Source organism: Nocardia sp. NPDC058518, from assembly GCF_042719655.1.
Lineage (GTDB): Bacteria > Actinomycetota > Actinomycetes > Mycobacteriales > Mycobacteriaceae > Nocardia.
Genome location: NZ_JBHXNJ010000003.1, coordinates 53090 through 67577, shown reverse-complemented (window position 1 = coordinate 67577; position 14488 = coordinate 53090). Strand labels below are relative to the sequence as shown.

At 65.9% G+C, this 14488-nt stretch carries 13 protein-coding genes; 3 read left to right on the top strand and 10 right to left on the bottom strand.

Annotation, left to right across the window (positions count from 1 at the left end):
* Positions 1 to 197 precede the first annotated feature (197 nt).
* Together ACFWPX_RS07330 and ACFWPX_RS07325 are read right to left on the bottom strand one after the other, a co-directional pair.
* A complete protein-coding gene (locus tag ACFWPX_RS07330) occupies positions 198 to 767 on the bottom strand; it encodes an ImmA/IrrE family metallo-endopeptidase (protein WP_378926623.1) in 570 nt (189 codons plus the stop codon).
* Positions 768 to 1515: 748 nt separating this feature from the next.
* Positions 1516 to 2208, bottom strand: coding sequence for a hypothetical protein (locus tag ACFWPX_RS07325; RefSeq protein WP_378926622.1), 693 nt, complete (start codon positions 2206 to 2208; stop codon positions 1516 to 1518).
* A gap of 380 nt (positions 2209 to 2588) precedes the next feature.
* Between ACFWPX_RS07325 and ACFWPX_RS07320 the strand changes: the two genes are divergently transcribed.
* Positions 2589 to 2978: a helix-turn-helix transcriptional regulator gene (locus ACFWPX_RS07320; protein WP_378920387.1), complete on the top strand. Its 390-nt coding sequence runs from the start codon at positions 2589 to 2591 to the stop codon at positions 2976 to 2978.
* A gap of 53 nt (positions 2979 to 3031) precedes the next feature.
* On the opposite strand, the gene ACFWPX_RS07315 is transcribed toward ACFWPX_RS07320, so the two are convergent.
* The 4 genes from ACFWPX_RS07315 to ACFWPX_RS07300 all read right to left on the bottom strand — a co-directional run bounded on the left by ACFWPX_RS07315 (position 3032) and on the right by ACFWPX_RS07300 (position 7196).
* Positions 3032 to 3415, bottom strand: a complete 384-nt coding sequence (locus ACFWPX_RS07315; RefSeq protein ID WP_378920389.1) for a hypothetical protein — start codon at positions 3413 to 3415, stop codon at positions 3032 to 3034.
* 545 nt (positions 3416 to 3960) lie between these two features.
* Positions 3961 to 4446: a hypothetical protein gene (locus tag ACFWPX_RS07310; RefSeq protein ID WP_378926621.1), complete on the bottom strand. Its 486-nt coding sequence runs from the start codon at positions 4444 to 4446 to the stop codon at positions 3961 to 3963.
* Between the two features lie 525 nt (positions 4447 to 4971).
* A complete protein-coding gene (locus ACFWPX_RS07305) occupies positions 4972 to 5841 on the bottom strand; it encodes a MaoC family dehydratase (RefSeq protein WP_378926620.1) in 870 nt (289 codons plus the stop codon).
* Entirely contained in the window at positions 5841 to 7196 is a 1356-nt protein-coding gene (locus ACFWPX_RS07300; RefSeq protein ID WP_378920399.1) for a 3-oxoacyl-ACP reductase, read from the bottom strand. The genes ACFWPX_RS07305 and ACFWPX_RS07300 overlap by 1 nt, the downstream gene beginning before the upstream one ends.
* 205 nt (positions 7197 to 7401) lie before the next feature.
* Between ACFWPX_RS07300 and ACFWPX_RS07295 the strand changes: the two genes are divergently transcribed.
* A complete protein-coding gene (locus ACFWPX_RS07295) occupies positions 7402 to 8739 on the top strand; it encodes an acetyl-CoA C-acetyltransferase (protein ID WP_378920401.1) in 1338 nt (445 codons plus the stop codon).
* 71 nt (positions 8740 to 8810) lie between these two features.
* On the opposite strand, the gene ACFWPX_RS07290 is transcribed toward ACFWPX_RS07295, so the two are convergent.
* The 4 genes from ACFWPX_RS07290 to gnd all read right to left on the bottom strand — a co-directional run bounded on the left by ACFWPX_RS07290 (position 8811) and on the right by gnd (position 12234).
* The gene (locus ACFWPX_RS07290; protein ID WP_378926618.1) at positions 8811 to 9026 is read right to left on the bottom strand and encodes a hypothetical protein; all 216 of its coding nucleotides are present in this window, start codon (positions 9024 to 9026) and stop codon (positions 8811 to 8813) included.
* Between the two features lie 139 nt (positions 9027 to 9165).
* Positions 9166 to 10143, bottom strand: coding sequence for an alpha/beta hydrolase (locus tag ACFWPX_RS07285; protein ID WP_378926616.1), 978 nt, complete (start codon positions 10141 to 10143; stop codon positions 9166 to 9168).
* A 109-nt stretch (positions 10144 to 10252) separates the two neighbouring features.
* Positions 10253 to 10954, bottom strand: a complete 702-nt coding sequence (locus ACFWPX_RS07280) for a hypothetical protein (RefSeq protein ID WP_378920407.1) — start codon at positions 10952 to 10954, stop codon at positions 10253 to 10255.
* A 248-nt stretch (positions 10955 to 11202) separates the two neighbouring features.
* Positions 11203 to 12234, bottom strand: coding sequence for a phosphogluconate dehydrogenase (NAD(+)-dependent, decarboxylating) (gene gnd, locus ACFWPX_RS07275; RefSeq protein WP_378926615.1), 1032 nt, complete (start codon positions 12232 to 12234; stop codon positions 11203 to 11205).
* Between the two features lie 302 nt (positions 12235 to 12536).
* Here gnd and ACFWPX_RS07270 point away from each other — a divergent pair, with 302 nt between their 5' ends.
* A complete protein-coding gene (locus tag ACFWPX_RS07270) occupies positions 12537 to 14396 on the top strand; it encodes a VanW family protein (protein WP_378920411.1) in 1860 nt (619 codons plus the stop codon).
* The last annotated feature ends 92 nt before the right edge of the window (positions 14397 to 14488 follow it).

Genomic DNA, 14488 nt, shown 5'->3' with positions numbered 1-14488 from the left:
GCTGCGACAACGCCTTTCGACCACAGCGAGCTGTGGGAGACGGGCGCGTCAGGGGCGGGCATGCGGCGGGCTCTGAACCCGCTGGATCGAAGTGTTCGTGTCCGGGGGCCTGCCGCATGAGTTCGAAGTCAGCGGAAAGCGCCAACGACAAAGCCCCCGTGCCGTTTTCACGGAACGAGGGCTCAGTAGGACTGTGATTACCGGTGGTGTCGGCCGGGCGCCAGCTGGCGAAGCATCTCGCCCGAGCTGGATGTCGGCCACAAGCACCGATAGGGGTATTCCGATGGCATCCCGGGCAGCCAACCCAGGCGGTTCAGCAGGTGCACCGGTATCACCGCGAATTCCTCGTTCGCCAGGTGCTGCAATCGCCAACCGAGCAGGAACTCGGTGACCCCGAGGAGCGCCGCGACATCGGTGAGGTTGTCGCCGACCTCCAGCGAGTCACGCAGGTCGGCGACAGGAATGAGACGGTGCGCGACAACATCGTGGACCTGCATCTCGATCCGGCCTCGCCACCGCTCGCCGTCGAGCGCTGCTGCCAGTTCACGTGATTCGGCCATCTCGATGTGGGCGACGGCGTGTGCGATGACTTCGTTTCGTACGTGACCGGACAGGTCCGCTTGGATAAGGACCGCGCGGTCGGCTACGGACCAATACGACACGAAGTCGAAGACCACGGCCGAATCGACCCGGATTCCTTGGTTGAACGCAGATTCTTGGGCATTGAACCCGTTGCGCTGCACCGCGATATCTTGTCGGTCAGGCATCGAAGCATCCGACTCACCTTCATCACCCATGGCAATACACAACTCTCACAACTCGGAACTGACCACAACCCGTCACATCACCACCACCGGAGACGGTGTCAGATGCCGTATGTCAGGTCACCGAGTGGTAGGACGCGTCACAGTGGTCGGCGGCCGGAGCGAACGCCAACGATCCACCGCACCAGCGACGACTTGGAGGTCTTCTACACAGATGTCGGAGAGGTCGACATGGCCGATGCGGTTCCTTCTACCTGGTATCGAGTCGTCTACTCGAGGCCGCCCGCCTTCACGAGTAGACCTCTCCCCGATCGGCTTACCGGTATCGTCGGGAGGAAATGCATCGAATGCATCTGACACAAGAAGAACCTCACCCAGCAGCCGAAATGTCGAGACTCTCGGTCGAGAGCACGCGTCCATTCTAGCGTTGACGTGAACCCAGATCCCGGTCAGGATCTGCGGAGTCAGCGCTCGCTGGCATCGAATCGCGGTGTGCCTAACTACTTTTGGGCACGACGAATCCCGCTGGCACTAGTTTGCGTCATCGGCCCCAACTTGTCAACACTCACTTTCAGGCGACGCTGAATCCCAGGTAGCGGTAGGTATTCCGATACCGGGTGGCGGCGAAGTCGGCCCGAATATCGTGCGGCCTAAGCCCTTTGGGCGCCTGAATCCAGCCGGGTCGGGTGCCGACAACGCCAGCGGGGCGCCGGCAACAATCTGCCGACGCCCCGCTGGGTCACTCTGTTCGCTATGCATCTTTCGCCCGTTGCCGCGCCGGAAGGGCACGGTGCGCATCCAAAACCTCACCCACGATGAAGAGCTCCGGCCAGTCCGGCGACCAGGGCCCTGGGACCGGGCTGATCAGACCGGCCTTGCGGAGTGTGCGCACACGCCGAGTAGTGAGGTTCCGGAATCCGTCACCCAGCTCCTCGGCGAGTTTGCCGATCGCGGCCGCATGAAGGCGAACAGCCCTGGCGCGCAAGACCAGAGCCGCGTCGGCGGGAGCGAGATCGACTGGCGGACACACCACCGCTTCTGCGGCCTCGATCGCCGCGGCGATCTCAGCGGGTGCGGTCTCCACACCTTCCGTCATCGCCAGCGCGATGATGTTGCGCTGCAACCACTCCGCCATGCCGCTGATGCTCGCGACCCCGGTGTAATCGACACCGCGCTGTTCGCAGACCAACCGAACCCAGGCCACCAAGACCGACTGGAGATGGTCGGCCGCGCGAGCGGCCGCCGGATTGAACGGAAGTCGTTGTTCCCGTGCGCCATTGCGCGTGCGGTAGTCCACCGTGCCGAATCGGGTCTGGCGCGTGCGCGCATCCGATAGATCCTCTGCCAGGTCGGGGATGTCACCGAGCATCCTGGCCAGATCCCGCGCGGCTTCTCGATCCAGGTACAGGTGGTGGTCGTCGGCCCACCTGTCCAACGGGGTCACACCGCATGAATCCTCACGTATGCGGTTCGACGCCGGCACGGCATCGTTTGTGCCCATGTACTTGCTCCTTCGGTCGATAGCGGGCCGGAGCCCCGGTCGTACCCTGCTACGCGGCCGAAAATGGGTGGCGCGCCCGGGGCGGTGTCGACGAGTGGCTCCTACTGGGACCCACAATCGGACACACGTTGTATGCAACGTTGTTGCAACCAGCCTGTCAAGCCGAGTCGGCAGGCCGCCCTACCCAGTCACCAGTTCGCACAAACAATCTCATCCATCCCTGTTACGATTTACAATCTGCGACGCAGTCGGATTCGCAACTTCGCAGCTGGTGACTACATGCACTTCATGCATCAGTGCAAACAATCTGCTACCCTCGATGCATGGTGAGACAACGGAGCGCGGTGGTCCCGTCCGAGGTCAGCGCCACCCTGCGGCTTGCTCGCAAGGAGCGCGAGATGTCGATGGACCGCGCCGCGAAAGCAGCACGGATCAGTACGAGTCTGTGGACGCAGGTCGAGAACGGAACCCAGTACAAGCGCGGCCGGAAGGTCCAGGCCAGCACCACGGCCGAAACATTGCAGGCCATGGCGGAAGCAGTCGGGCTCGATGCCGAGCCACTGCTGACACAGGCCGGTCTGGACCCGGTCGAAACGGAGCCGGCTCGGCCGCAACCTGCCGAGGGAATCGTCGATCTCTCCGGGTTATCCGAAGGGGATCTGCGGATTGTCGCCGCTTACGTCAACGGGCTTCGGGCGGCCAGGCACAGCTGAGCCAAACGACAAATGCCCCGCTCATGGCGGGGCATTTGTCGTTGGGTCATGGGTCAGGCAGCCGGAGTCGTCTCGACCGGCTCTTCCTCGGCCGCGGCCGAACCGGTGGTCAGCGCCTTCAGGATCGCGGCAAGGCTGTCGGCCGAACCGGTGGTGGCCTCGTCCTCCGTGCCACCGGTTGCCGGCGGAACTTCGTCAGCGACCGCGTCGACGTCCGTGTCCGCCGGATCCTCGGCCGCGGCCGAACCGGTGGTCAGCGCCTTGATCAGCGCGGCAAGACCCGCGGCCGAACCGGTGGTGGCCTCGTCCTCGGTGCCACCGGCTGCCGGCGGGGTGGTTGCCGGCGGGGTTTCCTCCGCGGCGGCGATGCCCGTGCCGAACATGGCCATCCCGGCTGCGATGACGATGCCGAAGCTGAGCGTGCGAATCTTCTTCATGAAGTGAAACCCCTTGGTATTAACCATGATTGTCGACTTTGTTGCCGACTGAAAGTTTCTAACACGCGTCAGCGGCGCTGCCCTAGCCCGAGACATTCGGGGCATTCGCGGATCGATTGCCACATGGTTGCCATCGGCGTGGAATTGGGCAAGCTCCGCTTCGGGGATCTCATATCGATTGCTCGAGGATCCTCGTTCAGCACCGAAGGCGCGGCCTCGAACAAGATCATTACCGCTGGACAATCGATCAATCGCACGCACCACATGGAGACATCCGTGGGGAAAGGCCGAGGGCGAAGCTGCACGCTTGTGCCGAACCTTGCTGTATACCCAGTTAATACACGGCTTAATCCATGATTGATATCACCAGGAAAACATGTAACAGAGTCCCGTGTGTAACCGATTGCGGCGCATCGCCATTCATGGCTTCCCGCTCCAGGGAGCGGCTGCCTGGATATGTGCTGCCGGTTCCCTGCCGGATAGCTGTCACGCAGGGCCGCACACCTTTTCCAGCGTGCGGCCCCACTCCTCGGGTGGACGGATCGCTACGACGGGCAGTTGACCGTGTACTCCCATTGGGTGTCGTTCGGACCCGTGACCCGGACGCTCACCGTGGACGATGACCCTGCGGGCAGCGAAACCACCCGAGATCCGGTGCCCTGGTTGGTGTTGTCGCCGACGTAGCCGGTGTCGAGCACCTGTCCGCCTTCGTAGAAGACCTGGATACGGTCGGGGATGTTGAGGGTTTCGTAGGCGAGGACGAACGAGGTGGGTCCGGTGACGCCGAGCTGGTGCGTGGTGTTGGTGACGCCCGCCCCACCCGACTTGGTCGACCGGTTGCACGGCTGCACGGTCTCCGAAGAGCCGCCGCTCGCGCTACCGCCGAGGATTCCGCTGCCGGCATCGAGAAGATCCCCGAGAATCCCACTGCCCGTGTCGATTACCCCGCTCCCGGTCTCGCCACTACCGGTGTCCGCGCCGGCCGTCCCGGCGCACGCGGCTAGCGAGAGCACCGCCCCCGCGACAGCCACCGCCCGAAGAATCCCCCGATTCGAAAGACTGATCTTGTTCACAACGCTTCCTCCACAACACTTCTCGCCACGGATCTGGATCAGGTGAAGCCGCCGAAGCGACCGAACGATCGCTGGGCAAGAGAAGTTCTACACGCGTTTCAGAGGATCGGAAATGCTCGAAATTCGGCCATCACAGTGTTCAGATGCCGGATAGTTGCCCGGCAACACGAGCCCTTGATATTGGCAGCCTGGCAACACCACAAAGTCAGCCCAACGTACCTCGAGCAATTTCTTAGCAAGCAGAAGAAAACACCGGACGGTAGACCAGAATGGCGATGCGAACACTCGATGGCAATTGCACAGCGAACCTATTCGGGGCGATGAGTAAAGTCACAGCAATTCTACGTAACGACACCTGTCGGGATTGCGATCGGCGGGCCCGAAAGTGCAAGGCCCCGAACATAATCCGCAGTGGTGCCATGCCCGAATACGACAAAGGCCCGCACACCCCCCTGGAGTGTGCGGACCTTGTCGGTGGAGACCTCAGCGCAAGGTGGCGGTGAGGTGAGGGTAGCCCTTTTTGGCGTGCAGGATGGAGAGGTCCCAGCCGGATCCGACCTGGTCGGCATAGATGTTCACCGAGGACGGAAGGAAGATCGGCTTGCCGAATTTGACCGCGTAGGTGGCCTTTTCGGGGACGCGGCCCTCGATGGTGCTGAGGATCGCGGCGGCGGACCACATGCCATGGGCGATGGGCTGCGGGAAACCCATTGCCTTGGCGCCGATTCCGGAGACGTGGATCGGGTTGTGGTCACCGGAGGCGGCGGCGTAGCGGTTGATCATCTTCTGATCGACGCGCTGCACGCGCAGCGGGGGCGGCGGAACCTCGTCGGCGGGAGGTACCGGCTTCGGGCCGCCCGAGAGCGAGGTGCGCTGCTGGTGCAGGAAGGTGGTCACCTGGCGCCAGACGAGTTCCCGGCCGACGCGGATCTCCGTGATCGCGTCCACCAGAAGGCCTTTCGGGTGTTCGCGGAGGTTCTCGATGTGGGTGGAGAAATCGAGGGGCTCGGCGACCGAGATCTCGCGGGTGCGTTCGATGACGTTCGCGGCGTGCACCGAACCGATCGCGCTGAACGGGAAATCCCGTGCAACCACCAGTTGCATCGCCAGCGGGAACGCCAGGATGAACGGGTACGTCAGCGGCAGGGTGTCGCTGAACCGCAGGCCGGTGGCATGGCAGTAGGCGGCCAGGTGGTCGGGGTCGACCCGCACGCCTTCGAGGATTACTCGACGGTCGGGCAGAGTCGGCCTGCGAGCCGACAGCGGAGACGGCAGCGGGATGGCGCCCAGCGCCGCCTTGGCGTACAGGCCGCCGTTCTTGGGAACCTCGGTGAGGGTGATGGTCTGGGTCATCAGGCGCCGATCAGGCTCTGACCGCAGACGCGAACCACGTTGCCGCTCACCGCGTTCGACGCGGGGCTCGCGAAGTAGGCGATGGTCTCGGCGACGTCGATCGTCTGGCCACCCTGCAGCAGCGAGCTCATCAGGCGGCCCGCCTCACGGGTGCCGACCGGGATCGCGGCGGTCATCGCGGTCTCGATGAAGCCAGGCGCCACCGCGTTGATGGTGATGCCCTTCGCGGTCAGCAGCGGGGACTCGGCGTCGACCATGCCGATGACGCCCGCCTTGGAGGTGCCGTAGTTGGTCTGGCCACGGTTGCCCGCGATGCCCGCGATGGAGGACACGTCGATCACGCGGCCGCCTTCCTTGAGCACACCCTTGGCGACGAGGCCGGAGGTGATCCGGTGCGGTGCGGCGAGATTCACGTTGATGACCGAGCTCCAGCGACCCTCGTCCATGTTGGCGAGCAGCTTGTCGCGGGTGATGCCGGCGTTGTGCACGACGATGTCGATGCCGCCGAAACGCTCGACGGCGAACTCGGCCAGCCGCTCGGCGGCGTCGGCGGCGGTGACGTCGAGGGCCAGCGCGGTGGCGCCGATCTTGTTCGCGGTGTCGGACAGCGCCTCGCCCGCGGCGGGGATGTCGGCGACGATCACGGTGGCGCCGTCACGGGCGAACACCTCGGCGATGGTGGCGCCGATACCGCGCGCGGCACCGGTGACCACGGCGACCTTGCCCGCGAGGGGCTTGTCCCAGCTGGCCGGCGCGACGGAGTCGCCGGAACCGACCCGGATGACCTGGCCGTCGACGAAGGCGGACTTGCCCGAGAGCAGGAAGCGCAGGGTCGACTCGAGGCCGGTCGCGGCGGCGCCCGCTTCGGGGTGCACGTAGACGAGCTGGCCGGTGGCGCCGCGCAGCAGCTCCTTGGCGACCGAACGGGTGAAGCCCTCGAGCGCGCGCTGGGCGATCTGCTCGTCGACCGAGCCGACCAGTTCGGGGGTGGTGCCGAGAACCACGACACGGCCCGAAGGGGCGAGGTTGCGCATGGCGGGCTGGAAGAACTCGAACAGCTGCGCGAGCTTGTCGATCGAGTCGATGCCGGTGGCGTCGAATACCAGCGCGCCGTACTTGGTGCCCGAGTCGAGCGAGTCCGCGACGGTGTAATCCGACAGCAGCGCGCGGACCGGCTCGGCCAGGCGACCCTTGCCGCCGAGCAGTACCGGGCCCGGCAGGGCGGGCTCGCCCGCCTTGTAGCGGCGCAGCTCAGCAGGCTGCGGGAGGCCCAGCTTGCTCGCGAGGAACGCGCCGGGGGCGGAGTGGATGAAAGATCCGTAGAGGTTCGGTGCACCCTTGCTCTTGGCTGCCACTGTTCCTACCTTCTCTGTGGTCGACGAGTTGTGTGACCGTGCTCCGCCCAGTGTCCCCCGTGTGAGCGCACACTTGCGGGTACGGTGTCGACAACGAACTTACTCCGGAGTAAGTTTAATGTAAACCGATACGACGCTGTACCCGCACGGGGGCCTATTCCACGGCCGGCGTTACCCGGAACCGACGAGACCATGGAGAACTCGAGTGACAAGCAAAGCCCGTTCGGCGACGGCCAAGGCTGCAGCTAACACTGCCAAGGCCGCCAAGACCCAGCGCCCGGTTGCCATCGTTGGCGGCAACCGCATCCCGTTCGCGCGCTCCGACAAGGCGTACGCGAAGGCGTCCAACCAGGACATGTTCACCGCCGCCATCGACGGGCTGGTCAGCCGGTTCGGCCTGCAGGGCGAACGGCTCGGCATGGTCGTCGGCGGCGCGGTACTCAAGCGCGTCGGCGAGCACAGCCTGGTCCGCGAGAGCGTGCTCGGCTCGAAGCTCTCGCCCTACACCCCGGCCCACGACCTGCAGCTCGCCTGTGGCACCGGCCTGCAGTCGATCGTCACCGTCGGTGACGCGATCGCCCTCGGCCGCATCGAGTCCGGCATCGGCGGCGGCGCCGACACCACCTCCGACGCGCCGATCGGTGTGAGCGAGGACATGCGCGAGTGGATGCTCACCGCCAACCGCGCCAGGACCACCAAGGACAAGCTCAAGCTGGTCGGCCAGCTGCGTCCCTCGATGCTCGGCATCGAGATCCCGAAGAACGCCGAGCCGCGCACCGGGCTGTCGATGGGTGAGCACGCTGCCATCACCGCCAAGGAATTCGGTGTCGCCCGCGAGGCGCAGGACGAGCTGGCCTACCTCTCGCACAAGAACATGGCGGCCGCCTACGACCGTGGCTTCTTCGACGACCTGATCACCCCGTTCCTCGGCCTGACCCGCGACGACAACCTGCGTCCCGGCTCGACCGTGGAGAAGCTGTCGACCCTGAAGCCGGTGTTCGGCGTGAAGGCAGGCGACGCCACCATGACCGCGGGCAACTCGACCCCGCTCACCGACGGCGCGTCGGCGGTGCTGCTGTCCACCGACGAGTGGGCCGCCGAGCACAAACTGCCGGTGCTCGCGCACCTGGTGGACTCCGAGGTCGCCGCGGTGGATTACATCCACGGCCCCGACGGCCTGCTGATGGCGCCCACCTACGCGGTCGCGCGCCTGCTGGCCCGCAACGGCCTGACCCTGCAGGACTTCGACTACTACGAGATCCACGAGGCCTTCGCCTCCGTGGTGCTGGCCACCCTGGCCGCGTGGGAGTCCGACGCCTACTGCAAGGAGCGCCTCGGCCTCGACGCCGCGCTCGGCTCCATCGACCGCAGCAAGCTCAACGTCAACGGTTCCTCGCTCGCCGCGGGCCACCCGTTCGCCGCGACCGGCGGCCGCATCGTCGCCTCGACCGCGAAGATGCTGGCGGAGAAGGGCTCCGGCCGCGCGCTGGTCTCCATCTGCGCCGCGGGCGGCCAGGGTGTGGTGGCGATCATCGAGCGCTAGTCCGCACTGATCACAGCGACGGCGGGTGGTTTCCGGTTATCCGGAGACCACCCGCCGTTCGTTGTCAGCGCTCAGCGGCACATCGCGTTCGGATGCGGCTCCGGCGACGCCCACGGACCGCAGATGATGAGCTTGAGGAAGCCGAGCGGAATGTCGACCAGAGCGGAACCGGTTCCGGCGGATCCCGATTCGGCGACGACGGCCGGTTGGGCGGGGGCGGCGAGCGCAGGGGACGCGCCCGCCGCGATACCGGCGACAGCCGCGGTCGCGACGAGGACTCGGATCATTCGACGATGCATAGCAAGCCTTTCGGGGGTAAATCTGAGCAAAGCTAATAACCACATCGGGTGCCTCGATCCGAGCGTTATCCATAGCTTCCAGGGGCTTGACTACGTGAATTGCCCAGTGTTAGAAGCTATTCGGATGTCAGCTCGCACCGATAGCCGCGGCGAGAAGTGGCCAGGATTTGTGTAGGTCTTGTTCCCAGTACCGCCAGGTATGGGTGCCCGCCGAACGAAATTCGGTGTGGGCGGGGATGTTCAGTTCCGCGAGGCGGGCGGCCAGGCGCTGGGTGCACAGGTTGGCGGCGGCTTCGATGGCGCCGCCGAGGAGGATCTGGTCGGTCATGCCGATGACCTTTCCCGGCGTCGCACCGGGCGGGAGAGTTTCGGCGGGGCCGGGCAGGCCGTTCGCGCTGGATAGATAGATTGCCTTGCCGCGCAGCCGTTCCGCGTTGAGATAGGCGTCGTTCGCGCGCCAGGCCGGGTCGCCGGGTGGGCCCCACATATTGGCCGGGTCGGCTCCGCCACGGGCGAGGACCAGGTCGATGTAGGCGCGGCCCATCGGGTCGTCGACCGCGGCGCAACCGCTGTAGGCCCCGACCGCGCGGTAGCGATCCGGGGCGGCGATGGCCAGATTGAGCACCGCGGTAGCCGACATCGACAGGCCCGCGATGGCATTCACGCCAGTCGTGTTCAGGGTGGCGTCGATGATCGGTGGGAGTTCCTCGGTGAGGAAGGTCTGCCACTTGTTGCGGCCGAGCTTCGGATCGTCACGCTGCCAGTCGGTGTAATACGAGAAGGCGCCCGCCGCGGGCGTGACGACGTTGACGTTCTTGTCGCCGAAGAACTGCACGATGTCGGTCTGGTTGTACCAGTTCGCGATGTCCTCGCCGCCGCCCGCGCCGTTGAGCAGATACAGGGTCGGCCGTGGCTCGCTGGTGTCGTGCGGGGTGATGACCTGCAGCGGGATCACCCGGTCCATCGACGCGGAGTACACGTGCAGCGTCTGTTGCCGCTGGCCGGGCCGTTCGATCCGGTCCAGTTTCGATCCGTCGGCACCGGCGGTCCCGATCGAAGCGACCGACAGCGCGATGACAGCGAGCGCGGTCAGCACCGTCCGCATACAGGTGAACACGAGTCCTCACAGAGTTCGAAACAGTTTGGGCTACAGGGAAAATGGTGCGCCGGGACGGCAGCGCGAGAGACGTCCCGGCGCACCACGCGCTACGCGATCAGCTACCGATCAGATTGCGCAGCACGTCGGAGATGATGTCGCTCAGCGAGCCGGTTGAGCTCAGCTGGCCATCATCGGAACCGAGCCCGTTGTCACCGAGGCTGCCGATCACGGTCTCGCCCGCGTTGGCGCCGCGCGCGGTGAAACAGGCGGTGAGGCCGGGCATTTCATTGCTGACACCCACGGTGCCCGCCACCCCGACGCCACCACTGGTGACCATCTGGCCCGCCTTGATGCCGCTCGGCACCGGGTAGGTGATGGTCATGGTGACCGGGTTGCCGGAGTTGACGAACCAGCCGGTGCTCGTGACCTTCCAGCCGCCCGCGTTGGGCGTGGCGGTGACGTCCTCGGTGACCTGGCCGCCGACCGCGTGATAGGCGGTGATGGTGGTCTTGGTCGGCGCCCCGAAGCCGACCGGCGGGAAGTCGGTGATGGTGTTGACGTACGGGTTGCCGATCCCGGTGGTCCCGACGATCACCTTGTAGGTGACCGACGTGCCGACGCCGATCTGCTCGGCGCTGGCGACCTTGTCGTAGACGTGGGTGACGCCGACGGTGCTCGCATCTCTCTTCTGCGCGTGACTGCTCACCGCACAGTCAGCATCGGCGGCGGCAACGCCGGATCCAAGGCCGACACCGACACCGGCGACGACCAGAGCGGTGGTGGCGACGCCCGCGGCGATACGCGAAGTCCGGAACATGATTTTCCTCCAAAGCCCCAGCCGAGACGGCCGGGGCGAATTCCTCATCAGGTGGGATTCCCCCCTCTGACCACAAGGTATAGGTCGGACTGGACGCTTGTCCTGAGAAACAGGAACGTGTTCCTATTTTGTGGAACATCGTTGTTTTACTCTCCGGGACGGGTAACATCCGAGGATTTCGATCCACCCGAAAACGCGACAACCGGCCTCCGTCTCGCGACGAAAGCCGGTTGCGGGCGTACAGCGGGCTACTTCTGCGGCAGCTCGTTGTGGCCGCCGAAGGCCTTTCTCATGGCCGAGAGCATCTTGTCCGCGTACAGGGCCTGACCGCGGGAGGAGAAGCGCTGGTAGAGGGCGGCGGAGAGGATCGGGACGGGGACCGCGGTGTCGATGGCCGCGTCGACGGTCCAGCGGCCTTCGCCCGAGTCGGAGACGCGGCCACCGTAGGAGTCCAGGTCGGGGTCGGCGACCAGGGCCGATGCGGTGAGATCGAGGAGCCAGGAGGCGACGACCGAACCACGGCGCCACACCTCGGTGATGGCCGGGATGTCCAGGTCGTACATGTAGTACTCGGGGTGCTCCATCGGCGTCTCCTCGGCGGAGTGCTCACCGTGCAGGTACTCCGAGCCCGCGTTGGCGTGCTTCAGGATGTTCAGGCCCTCGGCGTAGGCGCCCATCGCGCCGTATTCGATGCCGTTGTGCACCATCTTCACGAAGTGGCCCGCACCGTGCGGACCGCACAGCAGGTACCCCTTCTCCGCCTGCGACGGCTCACCGGTACGACCAGGGGTGCGCGGGGCCGACTCGTAGCCGGGTGCGATGGTCTCCAACAGCGGCTCGAGGTAGTCGACCTGGGCCTGGTTCCCGCCGATCATCAGGCAGTAGCCGCGCTGTAGGCCGAACACGCCACCCGAGGTACCGATGTCGAGGTAGTGAATGCCCTTGGGCTCCAATGCCTTCGCGCGCTTGATGTCCTCGTGATAGCGGCTGTTACCACCATCGATGATGATGTCGCCCGGCTCGAGCAGTTCGGCGACCTTCTCGATCACCGCACCGGTGGCACCGGCGGGGATCATCACCCACACCACGCGGGGCACCTCGAGCCTGCCGATGAACTCGGCCAGGTCGGTCGTGCCGCTGAACTTGTCGCCGAGCTCGGCTTCCAGCTCGGGAATGGGGCCCAGGTGGCGCTCGTAGCCGACGGCGGTGTGCCCGTCGCGCACGATACGGCGCACGATATTGGCGCCCATCCGGCCGAGGCCGATCATTCCCAGCTGCATCAGTTCTCCTCGTTGTCCGGCCCCGTGGTGTCGATTCTCACGTCGATTGTCTCGCGCGGTCGCGTCGCGCCGGAGGGCGGCGTCGCCCCACCCGCCGAAATTCTTCCGAACGGGCTGTAACGCCCCGCTCCGGGGCACGATAAACAGATCGGCTCCGTGTAGTTGCCAGACCCCCGACCCGGCAACTACGCGGAGCCTTCTGCTTCCTCTCACCCGGTTGCCGAGCTGCCGAGCGCGCCGAAGCGCGTTACCCTCGGGCCGGACCCCGCAAACATCGGGGCCAACCTAACGGAAGGACCTCCGTGCCCAGCGAGTCGACCGCCGGACAACCGGCCGACCGAAGGGGCGAGGTCGGATTACGCAAGCTGCTCGATTCAAATCGCACTTTCGATCCGGACACCACCGCCCTCACGCAGCCTTTGAACACCGTGACCCGCGATCGCTGGTCACCCACCCCCGGCCCGGCAGGCACACCGCCGCCGACCCCGCCGGACAACCAGCAGCTGGTCAAGCGGATCGGGATCGCGGTCGGCGCCGTGCTGGCCGTCGGCACCGCCGCCTACCTGGCCGACCTCGCGTTGAGCACCGGTGAGGTGGCGCGCGGCGTCGTCGTCGCCGGTATCGAGATCGGCGGGATGGATCAGGCCGAAGCCGACGCTCTGCTGCACACCGAGCTCGGACCCAAGGCCGAACGACCGCTACCCGTGAAGATCGGTGATGTGCAGGCGAGCATGGTGCCCGCCGCAGCCGGTCTGTCGGTGGACTACGACCGCACCTGGGCCGCCGTCGGCAGCCAGCCGCTGAACCCGGTGAGCCGGCTGATCTCCCTGTTCGGCACCCGCGAGGTGCCGGTGGCGAGCATCGTCGACACCGCGGCTCTCGACGCCCAGCTCGCGAACTTCCGCGTCCACGACAATCCGACCGTCGAAGGCACGGTGCGGTTCGAGAACGGCAGGCCCGTCGCGGTCGCGCCGGTACCGGGCCGGGTGCTCGACACCGACGGCGCGCGAGCCACCATCACCGAGCGCTGGGCCGCGAGCAGCGAACTGGATCTGCCCGTGGTCGCCGCACCCGTAGCTGTGCGGACCGATGCCGTGCAGGCGGCGTTGCGTGACATCGCGACACCGGCTGTCGCGTCACCGATCGCTGTGTCCGGCAAGGACGTTCAGGGCGTGCTGACCACCGATCAGATCGCCGAGGTGCTCGGTTTCGTGCCCGACGGCAACGGTGGGCTGGCACCCCAGCTGAATAACGACGCCGTAATCGCCCTGCTCGCACCGCAATTGGCGAAGTCCGAGGTAGAGCCCAAGGACGCCACCTTCACCGTCGGTGCGGGTAAGCCGACCGTCGTGCCCGCCGTGGTCGGCGAGAAGGTCGACTGGCCCAAGACGCTGGAGAAGCTACCCGCCCTGCTCACGCAGCCGGGTCCGCGCACCAGCCCGGTGGTGTATCAGCGCATCGAGCCCAAGCTCACCACCGAGGCCGCGAGCGCGCTCGGGATCAACGAGAAGATCGGCGAGTTCACCACCGGCGGCTTCAGCGGTCCCTCCGGGGTGAACATCCGCACGGTCGCCGCCAAGGTCGACGGTGCCGTGATCAAGCCGGGAGATACGTTCTCGCTCAACGGGTTCACCGGTCCGCGCACCGCCGCGGAGGGCTACGTGGAGTCGGGCATCATCGACAAGGGCAGGCCGAGTACCGCGGTCGGCGGCGGCATCAGCCAGTTCGCCACCACGCTCTACAACGCGGCCTACTTCGCCGGGATGGAAGACGGCGGACACACCGAGCACAGCTATTACATCTCGCGCTACCCGGCCGCCCGGGAAGCGACCGTGTTCGACGGCGCGATCGACCTGGCGTTCCGTAATACCGGTACGACCGGTGTCTACATTCAGGCGGTTGCCACCGGATCCGACATCACCGTTCGGTTGTGGGGCACCAAGACCGTGAACGTGGAATCGATTACGGGTGAGAAGTCGAAGCCGACCGAGCCCAATGAGGTCGTATTGCCCAAGGGCAAGGACTGCATCGCCTCCGAGGGTGCGCCCGGCTTCACCATCTCCGACACCAGGGTGATCACCGATGCCAAGTCCGGCACCCAGGTGTCGCGGCATACGCGGACGGTGAAGTACGACCCGATCCCGGTCGTCAAGTGCGAGTAGGGGTTCGACGGTAAGAGGCTCGCGCGGGCGGCGGGTTGGCCCCCCCGCGTGCGTTTTTGGTGAGGAGCTAAAGTCTCGAACGCCAATGTGGG

Excerpts from the sequence above, each read along its gene's own strand:
- ACFWPX_RS07330 (WP_378926623.1), bottom strand. The coding sequence starts at position 767 with ATGCCTGACCGACAAGATATCGCGGTGCAGCGCAACGGGTTCAATGCC.
- ACFWPX_RS07320 (WP_378920387.1), top strand. The coding sequence starts at position 2,589 with ATGGTGAGACAACGGAGCGCGGTGGTCCCGTCCGAGGTCAGCGCCACC.
- ACFWPX_RS07315 (WP_378920389.1), bottom strand. The coding sequence starts at position 3,415 with ATGAAGAAGATTCGCACGCTCAGCTTCGGCATCGTCATCGCAGCCGGG.
- ACFWPX_RS07305 (WP_378926620.1), bottom strand. The coding sequence starts at position 5,841 with ATGACCCAGACCATCACCCTCACCGAGGTTCCCAAGAACGGCGGCCTG.
- ACFWPX_RS07290 (WP_378926618.1), bottom strand. The coding sequence starts at position 9,026 with ATGATCCGAGTCCTCGTCGCGACCGCGGCTGTCGCCGGTATCGCGGCG.
- ACFWPX_RS07285 (WP_378926616.1), bottom strand. The coding sequence starts at position 10,143 with ATGCGGACGGTGCTGACCGCGCTCGCTGTCATCGCGCTGTCGGTCGCT.
- ACFWPX_RS07280 (WP_378920407.1), bottom strand. The coding sequence starts at position 10,954 with ATGTTCCGGACTTCGCGTATCGCCGCGGGCGTCGCCACCACCGCTCTG.
- gnd (WP_378926615.1), bottom strand. The coding sequence starts at position 12,234 with ATGCAGCTGGGAATGATCGGCCTCGGCCGGATGGGCGCCAATATCGTG.